The organism is Rhizobium sp. CCGE531 (genome assembly GCF_003627795.1).
In the GTDB taxonomy this organism is placed as follows: Bacteria; Pseudomonadota; Alphaproteobacteria; order Rhizobiales; family Rhizobiaceae; genus Rhizobium.
In genome coordinates this window covers 261,726-276,988 of record NZ_CP032688.1, presented here as the reverse complement: position 1 = coordinate 276,988, position 15,263 = coordinate 261,726, and the positions used below count along the sequence as shown (strand labels likewise).

14 protein-coding genes and 1 pseudogene are annotated in these 15,263 nt (G+C 57.9%); 4 read left to right on the top strand and 11 right to left on the bottom strand.

Features of this window, described 5'->3' with window-relative positions; genetic code table 11:
• Window positions 1-45: 45 nt before the first annotated feature.
• Window positions 46-1,038 carry a TRAP transporter substrate-binding protein gene (locus CCGE531_RS33970; protein ID WP_120671268.1) on the bottom strand — a complete coding sequence of 331 codons (993 nt, stop codon included), beginning with the start codon at window positions 1,036-1,038 and terminating at the stop codon, window positions 46-48.
• A gap of 79 nt (window positions 1,039-1,117) precedes the next feature.
• Complete coding sequence (locus CCGE531_RS33965; protein ID WP_245459638.1) at window positions 1,118-2,935, bottom strand: TRAP transporter large permease subunit; 1,818 nt, start codon at window positions 2,933-2,935, stop codon at window positions 1,118-1,120.
• Between the two features lie 667 nt (window positions 2,936-3,602).
• Between CCGE531_RS33965 and CCGE531_RS34635 the strand changes: the two genes are divergently transcribed.
• On the top strand, window positions 3,603-3,872 hold the full coding sequence (locus CCGE531_RS34635) for a hypothetical protein (RefSeq protein ID WP_162944184.1): 270 nt from the start codon (window positions 3,603-3,605) through the stop codon (window positions 3,870-3,872).
• Window positions 3,873-4,025: 153 nt separating this feature from the next.
• Here CCGE531_RS34635 and CCGE531_RS33955 read toward each other — a convergent pair whose 3' ends face one another.
• Complete coding sequence (locus CCGE531_RS33955) at window positions 4,026-4,649, bottom strand: nucleotidyltransferase family protein (RefSeq protein ID WP_120671222.1); 624 nt, start codon at window positions 4,647-4,649, stop codon at window positions 4,026-4,028.
• 143 nt (window positions 4,650-4,792) lie between these two features.
• Here CCGE531_RS33955 and CCGE531_RS35155 point away from each other — a divergent pair.
• A pseudogene (locus CCGE531_RS35155) lies at window positions 4,793-4,933 on the top strand (NADH:flavin oxidoreductase); the annotation flags it as partial.
• Window positions 4,934-5,212: 279 nt separating this feature from the next.
• Entirely contained in the window at window positions 5,213-6,175 is a 963-nt protein-coding gene (locus CCGE531_RS33945; protein WP_245459624.1) for a helix-turn-helix domain-containing protein, read from the top strand.
• A 45-nt stretch (window positions 6,176-6,220) separates the two neighbouring features.
• Here CCGE531_RS33945 and CCGE531_RS33940 read toward each other — a convergent pair whose 3' ends face one another.
• The 4 genes from CCGE531_RS33940 to CCGE531_RS33925 are packed head-to-tail and all read right to left on the bottom strand — an operon-like array spanning window position 6,221 to window position 10,732.
• The gene (locus CCGE531_RS33940; protein WP_120671221.1) at window positions 6,221-8,617 is read right to left on the bottom strand and encodes a xanthine dehydrogenase family protein molybdopterin-binding subunit; all 2,397 of its coding nucleotides are present in this window, start codon (window positions 8,615-8,617) and stop codon (window positions 6,221-6,223) included.
• Entirely contained in the window at window positions 8,614-9,375 is a 762-nt protein-coding gene (locus CCGE531_RS33935; RefSeq protein ID WP_120671220.1) for an N-acyl homoserine lactonase family protein, read from the bottom strand. Before CCGE531_RS33935 ends, CCGE531_RS33940 begins: the two co-directional genes overlap by 4 nt.
• Window positions 9,372-9,851, bottom strand: coding sequence for a (2Fe-2S)-binding protein (locus CCGE531_RS33930; RefSeq protein WP_120671219.1), 480 nt, complete (start codon window positions 9,849-9,851; stop codon window positions 9,372-9,374). The genes CCGE531_RS33935 and CCGE531_RS33930 overlap by 4 nt, the downstream gene beginning before the upstream one ends.
• The gene (locus CCGE531_RS33925; protein WP_120671218.1) at window positions 9,848-10,732 is read right to left on the bottom strand and encodes an FAD binding domain-containing protein; all 885 of its coding nucleotides are present in this window, start codon (window positions 10,730-10,732) and stop codon (window positions 9,848-9,850) included. The genes CCGE531_RS33930 and CCGE531_RS33925 overlap by 4 nt, the downstream gene beginning before the upstream one ends.
• Before the next feature lie 182 nt (window positions 10,733-10,914).
• Here CCGE531_RS33925 and CCGE531_RS33920 point away from each other — a divergent pair, with 182 nt between their 5' ends.
• Window positions 10,915-11,703: a carbon monoxide dehydrogenase subunit G gene (locus CCGE531_RS33920; protein WP_120671217.1), complete on the top strand. Its 789-nt coding sequence runs from the start codon at window positions 10,915-10,917 to the stop codon at window positions 11,701-11,703.
• A gap of 83 nt (window positions 11,704-11,786) precedes the next feature.
• On the opposite strand, the gene CCGE531_RS33915 is transcribed toward CCGE531_RS33920, so the two are convergent.
• Genes CCGE531_RS33915 through CCGE531_RS33900 form a run of 4 tightly spaced genes read right to left on the bottom strand, consistent with a single transcriptional unit; the run spans window position 11,787 to window position 15,140 of the window.
• A complete protein-coding gene (locus CCGE531_RS33915) occupies window positions 11,787-12,758 on the bottom strand; it encodes a branched-chain amino acid ABC transporter permease (RefSeq protein ID WP_245459637.1) in 972 nt (323 codons plus the stop codon).
• A gap of 2 nt (window positions 12,759-12,760) precedes the next feature.
• Window positions 12,761-13,648, bottom strand: a complete 888-nt coding sequence (locus CCGE531_RS33910) for a branched-chain amino acid ABC transporter permease (protein WP_120671215.1) — start codon at window positions 13,646-13,648, stop codon at window positions 12,761-12,763.
• A gap of 33 nt (window positions 13,649-13,681) precedes the next feature.
• The gene (locus CCGE531_RS33905; RefSeq protein ID WP_120671214.1) at window positions 13,682-14,389 is read right to left on the bottom strand and encodes an ABC transporter ATP-binding protein; all 708 of its coding nucleotides are present in this window, start codon (window positions 14,387-14,389) and stop codon (window positions 13,682-13,684) included.
• Entirely contained in the window at window positions 14,382-15,140 is a 759-nt protein-coding gene (locus CCGE531_RS33900; RefSeq protein ID WP_120671213.1) for an ABC transporter ATP-binding protein, read from the bottom strand. Before CCGE531_RS33900 ends, CCGE531_RS33905 begins: the two co-directional genes overlap by 8 nt.
• Window positions 15,141-15,263: the final 123 nt, after the last annotated feature.

Below are 15,263 nucleotides of genomic sequence, written 5' to 3'. Positions count from 1 at the left end.
AGTTCAATCGCGTGAGTCGTCCTCATCAAGCTCTGGTATTAGGGGCTAGGTGAGCTTTCCGACCGTCTTTTCGAGAACCGCCCACAATTCCTCGCCATATTTTTCGCGCCAGCTGGTGTAGAAGCCGCCGTCGCGAAGTTTCTGCCTGAACGCCTCAGTGTCGGGCTGATTGAATACTAGGCCCTGTTTGGCTAGGACGTCTTTCAGGGACTCCGACAACTTGGCCATATCTTGGCGCTCATCGAGCGCGGCTTGATTGATGTTGCGGCTCACGACCTCCTGCACATCCGCCGGCAGGCTTGCCCAGTTGCGCTTGTTGGCAACGCAGAAGAACGCGTCCCACATGTGCCCGGTTAATGCGCAGAATTTCTGAACCTCGACAATATTTGCGGTCTTGATGTTGGCCAGCGAATTTTCCTGTCCATCGACGACCTTCGTCTGAAGTGCAGAATACAATTCGTTGAAATTAATGGACGCCGGAGCTGCCCCGAACGTCTGGAACATGGAGGTCCATAGCGCTCCTACCGGTACGCGGATCTTCATGCCTGCGAGATCCGCAGGCGAGTTGACTGGATGCGTGCTGGTGGTGATATGCCGGAATCCGTTGTCCCACATCTTTTCCATCGGAAGGAGGTTCACCTTTTCGATGAGCTTGTGCAGGGCGACACCGAGTTCGCCGTCCATCGTTTTCCAAACCGTATCATAGTCCGGGAAAATGAAACCGAGACCATAGATCGAGGCCGCCGGAACCATCGTGGACAGTACATTGATACCAGAGTTCAGGAACAGATCGATGCCGCCTGCTCTCACTTGCGACAGCATGTCCGTGTCGCTGCCAAGCTGGTTGTTCGGGTAGACCTGCAGCTCCACCCGCCCGTTCGTCTCCTGGTGGATGCGCGTTGCCGCCTCCCTTGCGCGCGTGGTGATTGGATGGGTTTCGGCCAGGTTAAACGCGAACTTCAGGGAATATTCGGCTGCGGCAGCTCGCTTCATCGAAAAGCCGAGCGCGGTGGCACTTAGACCTAGCGTCGTCGTCATCGCAAATGCGCGTCTTGTCAGATTTACCATTGCGTTCTCCTCCATATAACTCTGTGAATTTTGGCTGGTCGATGCCGGACTACAGGAAGCCGATCGAGAGCCACGGAATCGCCGCAACAACGGCAAGACCAATGGCCATGGCGACGATGTAACCGACGATCGGTTTCATGCCCGCATCGGGGCTGACCCGGGTGATTGCGCAGGCAGCGTAGTAGCCAACACCGAAGGGCGGCGCGAAGAGGCCGATACCCATCGCCAACACGACGACCATGGCGTAGTGCACCTGATGGATGCCTAACTGTTGAGCAACTGGAAAGAGCAAGGGTGCGAACAGGACGATCGCAGGTATCCCTTCGAGCACACTGCCAAGGATGATGAATATGACGATCGAGACGATCATGAATGTTACCGCACCGCCCGGAAGCGTTGAAAGGTTTTGAGCCAGCGCTGTCGAGAAGCCTGATTGCGTCAAGCCCCAAGCCATCGCCGTGGCCGCGCCGATAATCAGAAGGATCGAACCGGATAGGCTCGCCGTCTCGACAAGCATCGGCTTGAGCCGGCGCCAGTCGAACTGACGGTAGAACACCAGACCCGCGAGAATTGAGTAAGCAATGCCTATAGTCGAAACTTCTGTCGCCGTAGCGACACCCTCGATGACGGCTGAGCGAATAACGAACGGAAGCGCAAGGGCAGGTAGTGCAGCGAGAAGCAGCTTGCCGATCTGCCGTCGACTTGCCCTCTTAACCTGGTTCGGGTCATCGTTACGGCAGCGCCAGCGGACCAAGAAGCAAAGGGTTATCGCCAAAATGAGCCCCGGGAGAAGGCCACCGGTGAACAGCGCGGCAATCGACACCCCGGTGGCCGATCCCACCGTAATCAAGACGATGCTAGGCGGGATTGTTTCTGTCTGTGCACCCGTCGCCGAGAGAAGCGCGACAAGATCGCCCTCGTCTGCGCCGCGCGCCTTCATCTCCGGGAACAAGACGGGCGCGATAGCGGCCATGTCGGCAGCCTTCGATCCTGAAATCCCTGACACGAGATACATCGCAGCCACAAGCACGTAATGAAGCCCGCCACGGACATGACCAAGAAGGCTGGCGAGGAATGCAACCATCGCCCGCGCCATACCCGTCATCTGGATGAGCTGGCCGAGAAACACAAACAGAGGGATGGCGAGAAGGATCAGATGGCTGACACCCTCATCGATCCTGCCGACAATGATCAGAGGCGGCGTTCTGGTAGTCAGAATGAGGTAGCCGAATGTGGCGATCGCGAATGAAAAGGCGATTGGCACGCCGCCGAAGACACAGGCAGCAACGCCGCCGACGAAGAAAATGAGAAGATTGAGGTTCCCAAGACCAACGAGCACCGGCTTCAGCGCCCAAAACAAGCAGAAGACCACTGCTATGGCAGCAACGGCGCCGAGTGCGAGACGGAGATTCGAACTCTGCAGAAGCCGCAACACCGCGAAAACAAGCATCAAGGCGAAGCTCGTCGGTAGCGCCGAAGCGCGCCAAGAGTTCTGAATATTCATCGCCGGTGTCCAGACGTAGGCCTCCTCGATGGCGTATTCCAGAGATGCGGGCAGGATCAGTACGAGGAAGGCAAGTGCCGCCGCAACCGAAACCAGTTCAACGAAGCGGCGCGTATCGCCCTTCAACGCGGTAACCAGGGCCGTCATGCGCATGTGTTCCTGCCGCTGAAACGCGACGGCCGAACCCAACATGGCAAGCCAAAGGAACAGGATTGAGGCTAGCTCGTCCGACCAAACCAGTGGCACGTGGAACACATACCGAGCGACGACGGCCGAGAATAGCAGAAGAATTTCGCAAAGCACTAGAAGTGCTACCGGTATCTCCAGGCACTTTACCAAGCCGTGCTCAATCCTGCGTGCCATTGCAGCCAGGTTCGACGTGCTTGCTACAACATCTTCGATGGTTCCGTGAACAGTCATAGTGGCCTCCCCATTCGGCCAAGCCTGCTCGTTTTCGTGCGTGTGCAGCGCAGTCGCGTATTCATCACCACGTATCCTCCCACGTTCGCGCGGGCGCACCGATTCCTGCGGGAAAGCCGACTCGCTTTCGCAGCATCCTCTAAGGTGCATTCCCATGAACCGCGCCACGCTCCCCGCGCGTAGGCATAAGGTATGATGTCATACCCACGATGACAAGCGCTTTTTTCTGACTTAAGTGAAGACGAAGCGAGATTTGAGTGCGCCGAGGTCGAGGCATCGCGCTCTAACGGGTCACGCCGAGCACGTCGCACTGAATCGAGATCGAATGCCCGGGGCTAGTGAATGGTGCTGGATCGACGCCGTCCGGAGGCCTTTTAAGAGCGGCGAAAAGCCCGAGGGCTTGAGCCGCAGAGCCCAAGACGATGGGAGGCCAATTTATTTGACGTTTATAAAAGGTTCCGTCAAAAACCGTGTTCTTACGGCACAGATTGGCGGCCTTCGGCTTTTTCCGCGCCGCTAATCTGCGTTTCCGTAGATTGCTGCTTCTTCATGCGTCAGCCTGGGACCGGTTCCATCCATCTGGAGGAGATACTCGGCAGCAGGTAACGCCATGAACTCGGAAATCCTGCTTTGCAGTATCGACGCCGACTATGCCGCGGCCACAGAGAACGCGGGCTCTTCTACGCGTTTGGTGTTTGCCGGCCGGTCCGCCATCTGGAACCTGGATAACATCTCGAAAAGCGAGGCTGTCTCTTTCGCGAGATTGTTAACGGCAGCGGTCGACTCTTCTCGAGGTGACCGACGGCTGAAGAAGGAACTGGCTTGCGTCGGCGGGAACTCGAAAAAACACGGTCCCGCCCCCCCGGGACAGATCGTGTAAGATGATGGCAATCAAGTCGCGCCGACATCGACAAAGCGCGGTAGATCTGGCCGTCGCCGCTATCGTGATGTCCCTCGGCTCCTCTCAATACGCGAGTTCCGGCACAAGCCACTGAAGGGCTGGCGATAAGCAATCTTTCGCGGTTGCTGAGGATCAGGATACGATACCGCCAGCTGCGACCAATGCTTCCAGTGTGTCGACATCATGCAATGCTGAGGGGCCGATATCGACCTCTACGACGGGCACATTGGAAGCAGGGATAGTATTTCGTGCTCCCAGGTCGCCCTTAAGCCTGGCGACCTCGCCTAAGAGTGACCTGGGAAGGATCACTGGATTCCCGCGAACGTTCCCGCAGGTTGCGATGATAATCGATCGACCACCATGAGCAACGAAAGCCTCAATAAGCAAGTTTATATCAGCCGTTGAAACCGACGGCATGTCGGCCAGCATGACTAGTGTTCCTTCAGCCGATCGAACTTGGGGCGTCGTCATCCCGGTTATCAAAGAACTCGACATCCCACTGGCGAAATCGGGGTTGTGCAAAATACTGATTGGAAGACCGGAGAGAGCCGAAATCAACTCGGGGGCTCGAAAACCGACAATTACAGTAACGGAATGAGCCATGCTTTTACAAGCGCGCATGGCACTTTGTCTGACAAGTGGAACTCCATCGAACACCGCTAGAAGCTTACTATCTGTGGCATTCCCATAGCGACGTGCCTGTCCCGCCGCGAGCAGTACAACGGCCACCTCTGAAGGGTCCGCAATCCTTTCCATATTGCCTCCCAGTCTCAAGGCGCAATCACATTGACCACTACTATATCACTTGAGATTAAGAATGGCTCAGCTTCTATCGAATTGAATTTAAACGCGGCGTCGGCATCATGCAGTTGCGGCGGATAATCGCGGGTTGTCCTTCGTCCGATGAAGAAGTCAGCGACTATCGGCGTAGGGGTCGGGGCTTTGTCTTGGTTCTGACCGGCATTGGCTTCACCGGCGAGTTCGCCTCTCATGATGCCGAATTCATGCGAAGTCCACGCCGATTGACCGACGCCATCAAGAAGGTGAGCGCCAGCGGGGCTGCAGATCTTCGATGCTCGGAAGACGGAGCCCGATCGACGCCATGAAAAGATTATTGATGGGATTCGCGGGAGGAAACTGAGGTAGTGGTCTTCGGATTAATGAGGCCTTCGGGCTGAAAGGCTGACTGGTCTAAGCGGCCACTTCGGATGGCGAAGAAGCTTTCAATATTAGACCTGATGTCTTATATATAATATGATTCTCACCCGTTCGAGCTCGTTATCGGCCGCTATCCGATGAACAAGATTATAAAGATGCCCATGAACATTGCGTCCTCACCCGATGCTGAAAAGCCCTTGCTAATGCAGCGACAATCATCAGTTCGGCGAACGATGGAGATTGTATTCGAGACCTGGAACTTCTTGATACTTCGAGAAGCTTATTTCGGTGTGCGCCGGTTTGACAAATTTCAGCAGCGTCTGGGAATTCCACGGCAAACGCTTTCGTCCCGACTCTCGAGCCTTGTGGCAAATGAGATCCTCAGCACCGGAAAGCGGCCCAACGAGCCGGGGCAACAGTATTTTCTAACGCTCCGAGGTAAAGATCTTTTTCCGACGATGCTTTCGCTCATGGAGTTCGGCGACAAGTGGTTGACGGGGGGCAACGAAGCCCCGCTACAGCTGATTCATAAAAGTTGTGGGTGTGAATGCCATCCCATTACTGTCTGCTGCGAGTGTCTCGAACCTTTTACGGCTAAAGAAGTTGCCCCCCGCGACGGACCGGGCGCGGGATATGCTCCGGTCGAGACGCGCCCAACATCTCGCAGAAGCTCAGATTCGACACTTTTGGAAAGAGTGCGGCCGTGCTCCGTCGCGCGGACGCTGGCGATCATCGGCGATCGTTGGAGCTTCCTCATTCTGAGAGAAGGCTGGTTCGGTGTTCGCCGCTTCGAGGAAATGCGGGAGAATCTCGGAATTGCCACCAACATTCTTGCGGACCGTCTCGCCCGGCTCGTACAGGCAGGGGTATTGCGTAAAGTTCCCTATAATGCGGGCGAACGCTTCGAGTATCGCTTTACGGAAATGGGGCTCGATCTGTACAGGCCCATGCTCGTCATGATGGCTTGGGGAGACAGGTGGCTCGCAGACGGTAAGCCACCAATGCGGCTTCGGCATAAGGCCTGCGGGCAGGATTTTTCCGCCATCGTGGTCTGCTCCGAGTGCAAGAAGCCCATCTCCGCCAAGGACACCGACTATATCCTGAGGTATCCATTTGATCTTTGAAGGCTTTTGCCGTCCGATAAGGCATCGCCGAAATTAAAGCGACCCTCAGGGTCGAACTGATGCGTCCGGAGCACGCGTCTTCCGGCGCAGCATCTGGAAAATGCGCTCTGGGGTAACCGGCAGCGTTTCCACCGACACGCCGAGGTGAGAAAGCGCGTCTGAGACGGCGTTCGCGATCGCCGCGGGCGCGCCGATCGTGCCGCCTTCGCCCATGCCGCGAAAGCCGCCGATATTATTCGGCAGATCTGCTTCGATATGGACGATACCGATATCGGGAACGCTACTGGCAACCGGGACGAGATAGTCCGCAAAGCTCGCGGTAACTGCCTGTCCCTGGTCGTCGTGGACGATTTCCTCAAGCAACGCAGCACCGATACCTTGGGCTACGGCACCTTGGACCTGTCCGTCCACGATCATCGGATTGATGATCTTGCCGCAATCCTCCGCCACGACATAGCGTAGGATTTTCACGCTGTAGGTTTCCGGATCGACCTCGACCATCGCAAGATGCGTCGAGGAGCAGGCGGTTCCGAGATAGGGATCGTAGGTTTCAGAAGCCGTAAGATCCTCACGCTGGTCTCTTGGAATACGCCCCATCTGCGTATAGACCGCAGAAGCGATTTCCTTAAGCGTCGTGGTCAGGTTTGAGTTTCTACTTGTAACGATGCCATCATGTATGTCGAGATCCTCGACACTCTGCTCCATCAGGTAGGCGGCAGCGCGCAAGACCTTGGCTTTCACATTGCGAGCTGCAAGCGTGGCGGCGCCGCCGCCCAGGACCGCCGAACGGCTAGCGTAGGTCCCACTGGACATAGGGACCAGAGAACTATCTCCATGCTTGATCTCAATATCCTCGAGCTTGCAGCCGAGCTCGTCAACGATGACTTGCGCCAGTGTCGTCTCAAGCCCCTGACCGTGCGAGGAGATGCCGAATGCCGCGGTAATTGCGCCGGTGGCGTCGATTTCGATCTTCGAGGTTTCCGTTCCTGTGTTGATCGGCATCCCCGGCGCCACTGAAATACGTGAGCCGATGCCGGTCAACTCGGCATAGCTCGCCAAGCCGATTCCGATCCATCGGCCCTCCTTCCTGGCTTTGTCTCTTTCGCGCTGGAGAGCGGGGTAATCCACATGATCGCAGGCTCCTTGGAGGCATTCCTGGAAGGCTGACTTGTCCCAGATGATACCGGAAGCAGTGCGATAGGGGAATTCTTCGGGCCTCACGAGGTTCTTGCGGCGGAACTCGACCGGGTCCATGCCGAGCTTGCGGGCCGCCATCTCGATAAGCCTTTCCATCGCGAAGGTCGAGGAAGGGCGGCCAACACCGCGATAAGGACCGGTTGGGGGTTTTGGTGTGAGGACACCCTGGATCCGGCCTCGGTAGTGCTCCATCCGATAAGGCCCGGGCAGGAAGCTGACGACCTGCACCGTCTCAAGTGCGGCGGTCCACGGGTAGATCGAGTAGGCTCCGACATCGCCGATCACGTCTGCACGCAGGCCGATCAACATGCCGTCCTTGGTTACCGCCAGCTCAGCCTCGATCAGTTCGTCGAAGGCCTGACTGGTCGCCGAAAGATCTTCCAGCCGATCGCTGATGTACTTGATTGGCCGCTTCAGCTTTCGAGCCAGCGCGCAGACAAGAATTTCTTCGCCGTAGAGCGACCCCTTGCCGCCGAAGCTGCCTCCCACATCGGGGGCGACGACGCGCATGCGTGTTCCTGGGAGGTCGAGGCAGCCCGAAAGCACATCGCGGATCACGCCTGGAATATTGGAGGATGTGTAAAGCGTGAGAGATTGTTTCCGGCTGTCCCATTCGGCGAGATAGGACCGGTTCTCCATGGCAGCGGCGGTCTTCCGCGTCATCCGGAACCTGCCTTTCACGGTGACGGCTGCATCCTCGAACGCCGCGTCCACGTCGCCACGCTTGAACTCGCGGCGGATGATGGTGTTAGTGCCGGCCTCCTCATGCAGGAGGGGTGCATCGTCCTTGACCGCATCGACCTGTCTGATAGCGAAGGGCAGTGGCTCGTACTTGATACTGATATGTTCAAGCGCGTCTTCCGCCGCGTACCGGCTTTCGGCCACAATGGCGACGACCGGCTCACCTACATATCGAACCTTTCCGCGTGCGAGCGGCCATATGGGTGTGGCGTAGTAACCAGGCATGCGCGAGGTCGGGATGGCCGGTTTGATCTCTCCTTCCAGGTCGCTTGCGTCATAGATCGCGACGACGCCGGGCACCGAGAACGCATCGCCGACATCGATGTTCAGGATTCGGGCATGTGGCTGGTCGGAGCGCCGCAATGCGATATGCAACATACCGGCCGGCGCCATGTCATCGACATACTGACCAACACCCGTCAGCAGACGTGGATCTTCGGTGCGCTTGACCCGCTTGCCGACAAGTTTGGGCCGCAGCTCGACGGAGTGGTCCTGATGGCTCATTCGTAGAACTCCACACCCTTTCGCAACCCTTGCCACTGCGTGTCGTCGTGGCCGGAAATGATGGTAGCTCCCCGCTCCCGAAGAGCTTTCAGGCGAGCGAGTGCCTCTGCGGCCAGTTCAATGTTCCACGTATTTTTCGGAGCGATACCGGTATCGATGTTCGACTGGAGCGGCGCAGCATCCGAAGCGAGTATGAAGGAACCATCTTTTTCCAGCTCGACACGGGCGACGGTCATTCCGGGGGTATGACCCGGCATGGGCAGTAAGACGATGCGCCCGTCGCCAAAGACGTCATGCTCCGCATTGAAGGTCTGGAAACCCTGGGGCTGGTCCCATTCTCCTCGAAGATAGCCTTGATTTTCTGCACCGCTTGCTGTGGCGGCCTGCGCCTCCGCTTCGTGGCAGAGGATCGTTGCGCGCCGAAAGTACGAGTTGCAGCCGCAATGATCGGGATGGAGATGTGAACAGATCACAACATCTATGTCCTCGGGATCGAGATCAAGAGTCATCAACTGATGAACGACCGTCCGCTCTGGTGAAAAGATCGGGGTCATAACCTTACTCAACCCGCCCCATCGCGCGCCTGGATCGATGGCGGCCTCCGGATTGCATCCGCTATCGAACAGCACGTTGCCTTGGGGATGGCGCACCAGGGTGGCGTGAACCGGCAATTCCATCGCTTCTTCCTTCGGCGCCCCGGGGACGTAAATGGACCGGCGCATACGGAGCCGGCCGCCGTCAAGAAATTGCATCTTCATCTTAGAGGTCCTCTCTCCCTAGCCAGTTCGCGGACGGCATTGACGATGTTTTCATAGCCCGTACAACGACAGATGTTTCCTGAGAGCGCTTCCCTGATCTCCTCATCGGTTTCCAGCGGATGGTGGCGAAGAAGGTCGATGATCGCCATGATGAAACCGGGCGTACAGAAACCGCATTGCAGGCCATGATGCTGGCGGAACGCTTCTTGGATCCGTCCGAGCTTATCGACGCTTCCCTGACCTTCGATGGTTTCGATCTCAATCCCGTCCGCCTGCACTGCAAGCGTCAGACAGGAGCGTGCGCTCCTTCCATCGAGATTGACGGTGCAGGCACCGCAAACGCCATGTTCGCACCCGACATGGGTTCCGGTCAGGCCAAGGTCCTGGCGCAGGAAGTCGCTCAGCAGCATTCGTGCTTCGATCGTGCGCGTCATACACACTCCGTTGACGCTGACGGTGATCGTCTTCTCACTCATCTTGCTTGAAGCCTTTCGTGGTTCGCGCGGCTCCAGGCGGCGCGAAGGGCTCGTTTGGCGAGGACGCCGGAGAGATGTCTACGGTAATCTGCAGAGGCATGGATATCCGTGTTGGGGGTGAGAATTCCAGCCAGGCGGTTCGCCACCCCATCGAGAACCGGCTCGGACACATCCGTCCCCTCGATGATGTCCTCGATCTCTTCGAGCCGCAGCGGGGTTTCACCAACACCCATCATGCCAACGCGAACGTCAGACGCCATGCCATCTACATAACGCAGCGTCGTCGCAAAGCAGGCGAGCGCGAAGTCCCCGTGGCGCTTTGCAAATTCCTCAAAGCCCCATCCGGCATCTGGTTTCATCGCATCGAGCTCGACGCCGATCACGAACTCATCTTGTTCGAGCGAATTGACCAGCGATCCGACAAAAAATTTGGCTGCAGGTATTTCGCGTACACCGCGCTGAGAGTAGGCGATGACTGTCCCATCGAGAAACCGTGTCATCATCGGCATCTCGGTCGCCGGATCCGCATGCGCGACGCTGCCGCAGAAGGTACCGCGGTTGCGCACCGTCATATGAGCGACGTGATGCATCGCCTCATGCACGATCGGCAAGTGTTGGCGGATGATCGCGTCTGTCGCGGTCATGTGATGGCGTACCGTCGCGCCGATCCTCACCCGATCTCCGTGCAGTTCGATCCGATCAAGGCCGGCCACCCGGTTGATGTCGATAAGAATGGTCGGTTTCACCAATCGAAAGTTGATCATCGGCATGAGGCTCTGGCCCCCGGCGATGATCTTACCGTCTCCCTCGGCAGCGCCAAGTGCCGCGGCAACCTCATCGATCGTGGTGGGAGCGATGTAGTCAAACGGCGCGGGCTTCATGGCGTCTGCGACCTCACCTGCGATACTAACTTTCTCGGCACGTTTTGTTCCTCCCTCATGGCGGCTCAACGCGAAGCTCGAATTTTCACTTGCATTATTAGACTTAAGATAGGAATGTCAAGCAATGTGATTTCGCCGCCCGAGGGCGGCAACACCCAATCGTCAGGTGAGGAGATGTATCCATGGAAATGTCAGGCCAGCAGTTAATTCCGGCGACAAGGGAAGACGTATGGGCCGCACTCAACGATGCAGACGTGCTCAGAGTTTGCATTCCTGGGTGCCAGGAACTGGCAAAGTCTTCAGACACGGAAATGACCGCCGTTGCGGTTATGAAGGTCGGCCCGGTAAAAGCACGTTTCCAAGGAGCGGTAACGCTCTCCGAACTTGATCCGCCTAACGGGTACAGGATTACTGGTGAGGGACAGGGCGGCGTCGCAGGTTTTGCGAAGGGCGTCGCGACCGTGAAACTGGAACCGGCTGACAGCGGCACCGTACTTGTCTACACCGTCGATGCGCAGATCGGTGGCAAGCTGTCGCAGCTTGGTGGCAGGCTGATTGATGTTACTGCGAAACAGATGGCGGGCCAATTCTTCAAGCGGTTCGCGGAAGAGATCCAGGCGCGGCAAAACGCGGCTGGTGAACCAGGCAGGTTGACCCCGCCGAAATCCGAAGGTGTCTCCCAGAAGGACGAAAGGTCCGTTGGCAGGGATCGCGCGCGGCTAGAGGCAGCCTTTAGTCCCGGGCCGGCGCCTGCGGTTGCAGTCGCGCGCGCGGGTCCTTCGATTCCAGTCCTAGCGTTTGTGGTGTTCGTTTCCGTGTTGGCTGCGTTGTGGGCGGTCTATGGCGGCCTGCTTCCCAGCCTTCTGCCGGCAGGTGATGACCGCGGTCGAATGTCTCCGGATCTGGCAAGCGCCGTGCAGTTGATAATGGCTGCGGCGATTGGCTACCTCTTTGGCGCCCGAGCTCGATAACAGGAACGGACGTCTGGGCACAAAAAAGCCGGAACTGTCGTTCCGGCCTTTTTCATTTAACTTGCACAAGAAGACTTCGCCTATCACTGGCTCCGGCGCTCCAGGAAGAGCTTCAGCTCGCCAAAAACGCCACGCCTGAACATCATCACGCAGATCACGAAAAACAGGCCGATGATGAAGGTGATAGGCAGGCCGCTGGTCGACAAGAAGTGCTCCAGGCCAACGACGAGGGTCGAACCCACGATCGGACCGATCAGCGTTCCCATGCCCCCAAGGAGGGTCATGAGAATGACTTCGCCGGACATATGCCAGGTGACATCAACCAAAGAGGCAAGCTGGAAAGCGATCGCCTTCATCGACCCGGCGAAGCCCGACAGCGCAGCAGACAAGGTAAAGGCGATGAGCTTGTAACGGTCTGGCTTGAGGCCAAGCGAGGTCACGCGAGTTTCGTTTTCGCGGATTGCTGAAAGGGTGTGGCCGAAGGGCGAATTGACCGCCCGCCAGATGATCACGAGACCGATGACCGTACCGCCGAGCACGGTGTAGTACATGGCCGTGATGTTTCGCAAATCGAACATGCCGAGCAGGTAGCCACGTGGCACAGCCTGAATGCCGTCCTCTCCGCCGGTAAACGGCATCTGCACGGCCATGAAATAGACGAGTTGTGCAAGGGCCAGCGTGATCATTGCAAAATAGATCCCGTGCCGCCGGATGGACAGCGCGCCGAACACTAGGCCAAGCACGGCAGCAAATGCGGTTCCAGAAAGCACGGCCAGTTCGAAGGGCCAGTGCCAGACTTTTGCGGCGTGAGCCGCGATATAGGCGCCGCCACCGAAAAATGCCGCGTGGCCAAAGGACAGTAAGCCTGCGTAGCCGAGCCCCAGATTGAATGCTGCTGCGAAAAGCACGAAGCACAGGATCTTGATCAGGAATAGCGGATACGTCACCAGCGGGGCGATTATCAGGATCGCAGCGACCGCGACCAAGATGAGAAAACATGTTGGTCTAGCAAATCTGTGTGCGGCAGCGGGACTGGACAGAGTGGTACCGTTCATCTTCACGCCTCGCGACTAAACAGGCCAGCCGGCCGGATGAGAATTACCAGCACCATGACCACGAAGACCGCGATCGAGGATGCTGCGGGATAGAAGGTCTTGGTGAGGCCCTCGATGATGCCGAGGCCGAGGGCCGTCACGATGGCGCCACCGATCGATCCCATGCCGCCTATGACGACGACGGCGAACACGACGATGATGATGCTGGAGCCCATGCCGGGGCTTACCTGATAAAGTGGCGCTGCAAGTGCGCCCGCAAAGCCTGCAAGGCCGACGCAGAAGGCATAGGTCAGGGTGAGCATCAGGGGCACGTTGATCCCGAAAGCTTGAACCAGGGCCGGGTTCTCGGTGGCAGCCCGCAGGTAGGCGCCGAGCTTCGTGCGCTCGATGGCAAGCCATGTCAGGAGGCAGATGACAAGCGAAACCACGATGACCCATGCGCGATACATCGGCAGAAACATGAAGCCGAGATTGATGCCGCCGGTCAACGCCGCAGGAACGGGATAGGGCTTGCCTGCCGCACCGAAAACATGGCGGAACAGCCCTTCCAGCATCAGCGCGATGCCGAAGGTGAGGAGAAGGCTGTAGAGGTGATCCATCCGATAGAGCCGCTTTAGCAACAGCCGTTCGACGACGACGCCGAAAATCCCGACCAAGATGGGAGCGGCAATCAGAGTGCCCCAGTATCCAAGCCCCAGGCGGGAAAAAAGATACCAGGCAGCGAAGCCGCCAAGCATATAGAACGCACCGTGTGCAAAGTTGATCACGTTAAGCATGCCGAAGATGATCGCGAGACCGAGGCTCAGCAGCGCGTAGAACGAGCCGTTGATCAAGCCAAGCAGCAATTGGCCGAGAAGGACGGGCAGCGGCACCCCGAGAAAATCAGTCATCGGATTGTACCTGTTGAATGAAACGTGTCACCGTCAAACCCCTAGATACCGGTTGAGCCGGTCCATGTTGGCGTCAAGCGCGCTATTGGAGATTTCGTCGACGACCGTGCCCTGATCGAGCACGAAGTGGCGATCGGCAACCGACGCGGCGAAGCGCAGATTCTGTTCGACCAGAATGATCGTCATGCCGCGGTCCTTGAGAACGCGCAACGCGGCACCGATCTCCTCGATGATCACGGGAGCAATGCCTTCCGTCGGTTCGTCGAGAAGGATGAAATCCGCTCCGGTGCGCAAAATCCGGCCGATCGCCAGCATCTGCTGCTCGCCGCCTGAAAGACGCGTTCCGGGCGCGCTGTCGCGCCCCTTCAGGTTCGGAAAGAGGGTGTAGATTTCGTCCACGCTCATTCCTCCCGATTGCCAGGCGGGCGGAAACATGAGGTTTTCGATGACGTTCAACTTCGAGAAGATTCCGCGCTCCTCCGGGACGTAGCCGATGCCAAGGCGAGCGACCTTGTGGGCCGGGACCTTCAGGAGGTCGGTGCCCTTATAGGTGCTCGCGCCGGTACGTTTGCCGACGACGCCGATCAGGCTTCGCAGTGTAGTTGTCTTGCCCGCGCCATTGCGGCCGATCAGGGTGACGACCTCGCCTCTTCTGACATTGAAGTTAACGCCGTGCAGAACATGACTCTCGCCGTACCAGGCTTCGAGATTGCTGACGTTCAAGAGTGTAGGTTCAGCCATGGGTGCCTCCCATGTAGGCTTTGCGAACTTCGGTATTGGTCGAAACCTCTGAATAGGTTCCCTCCGCAATCACCTCGCCACGGCGCAGGACCGTGATCGTGTCGGATAGGTCCGCAACGACGCCGAGATTGTGCTCAACCATCAGTACGGTACGGCCCTTGCCGACGCGTCGGATCAGCGATGCCGTTCTACCAATGTCTTCCGTTCCCATGCCAGCCATCGGTTCGTCGAGCAGGAGAACTTCCGGTTCCAGCGCCAGCGTAGTTGCCAATTCAAGGGCGCGCTTGCGTCCGTAGGACAGTTCGCTCGCCTTCGTCCGCGCCTTTTCGGCAAGACCGACGCTGTCGAGAAGCGCCAGCGCCTCCTCGTCAAAGCGCTTCAGACACCGGTTGGACTTCCAGAACGAGAACGTCTCACGCTCGCGGGCCTGAAGCGCCACCCGCACATTTTCGCGCGCGCTCAGGTACGGAAACACCGACGAGATCTGGAACGAGCGGACGAGGCCAAGCCGCGCGATGTCGGCAGGCGCCATGTCAGTAATATCGCGGCCCTTGAAGAAGATTTGCCCCGAGCTCGGGGAAAGGAACTTGGTCAGCAGGTTGAACAGCGTGCTCTTGCCGGCTCCGTTAGGGCCGATCAGCGCGTGGATCTGTCCCCGCCTGATCCGGATATCGACGTTGTTCACGGCGACGAAGCCGCCGAATGAGCGCGTCAAATTGCGCGCCTCGATTATGGGTGCGTTCTCCGGCACGGATCCTCCCTATCTGCTCGATTTCCTCCAGTGGCGTCAGACGATGACTGCCACGCGCCTCTCCTCGCAAAAGGCAGTTTCAGAAAAACACACAAAGTCTAATAATGCAAGCTTGCATAACTG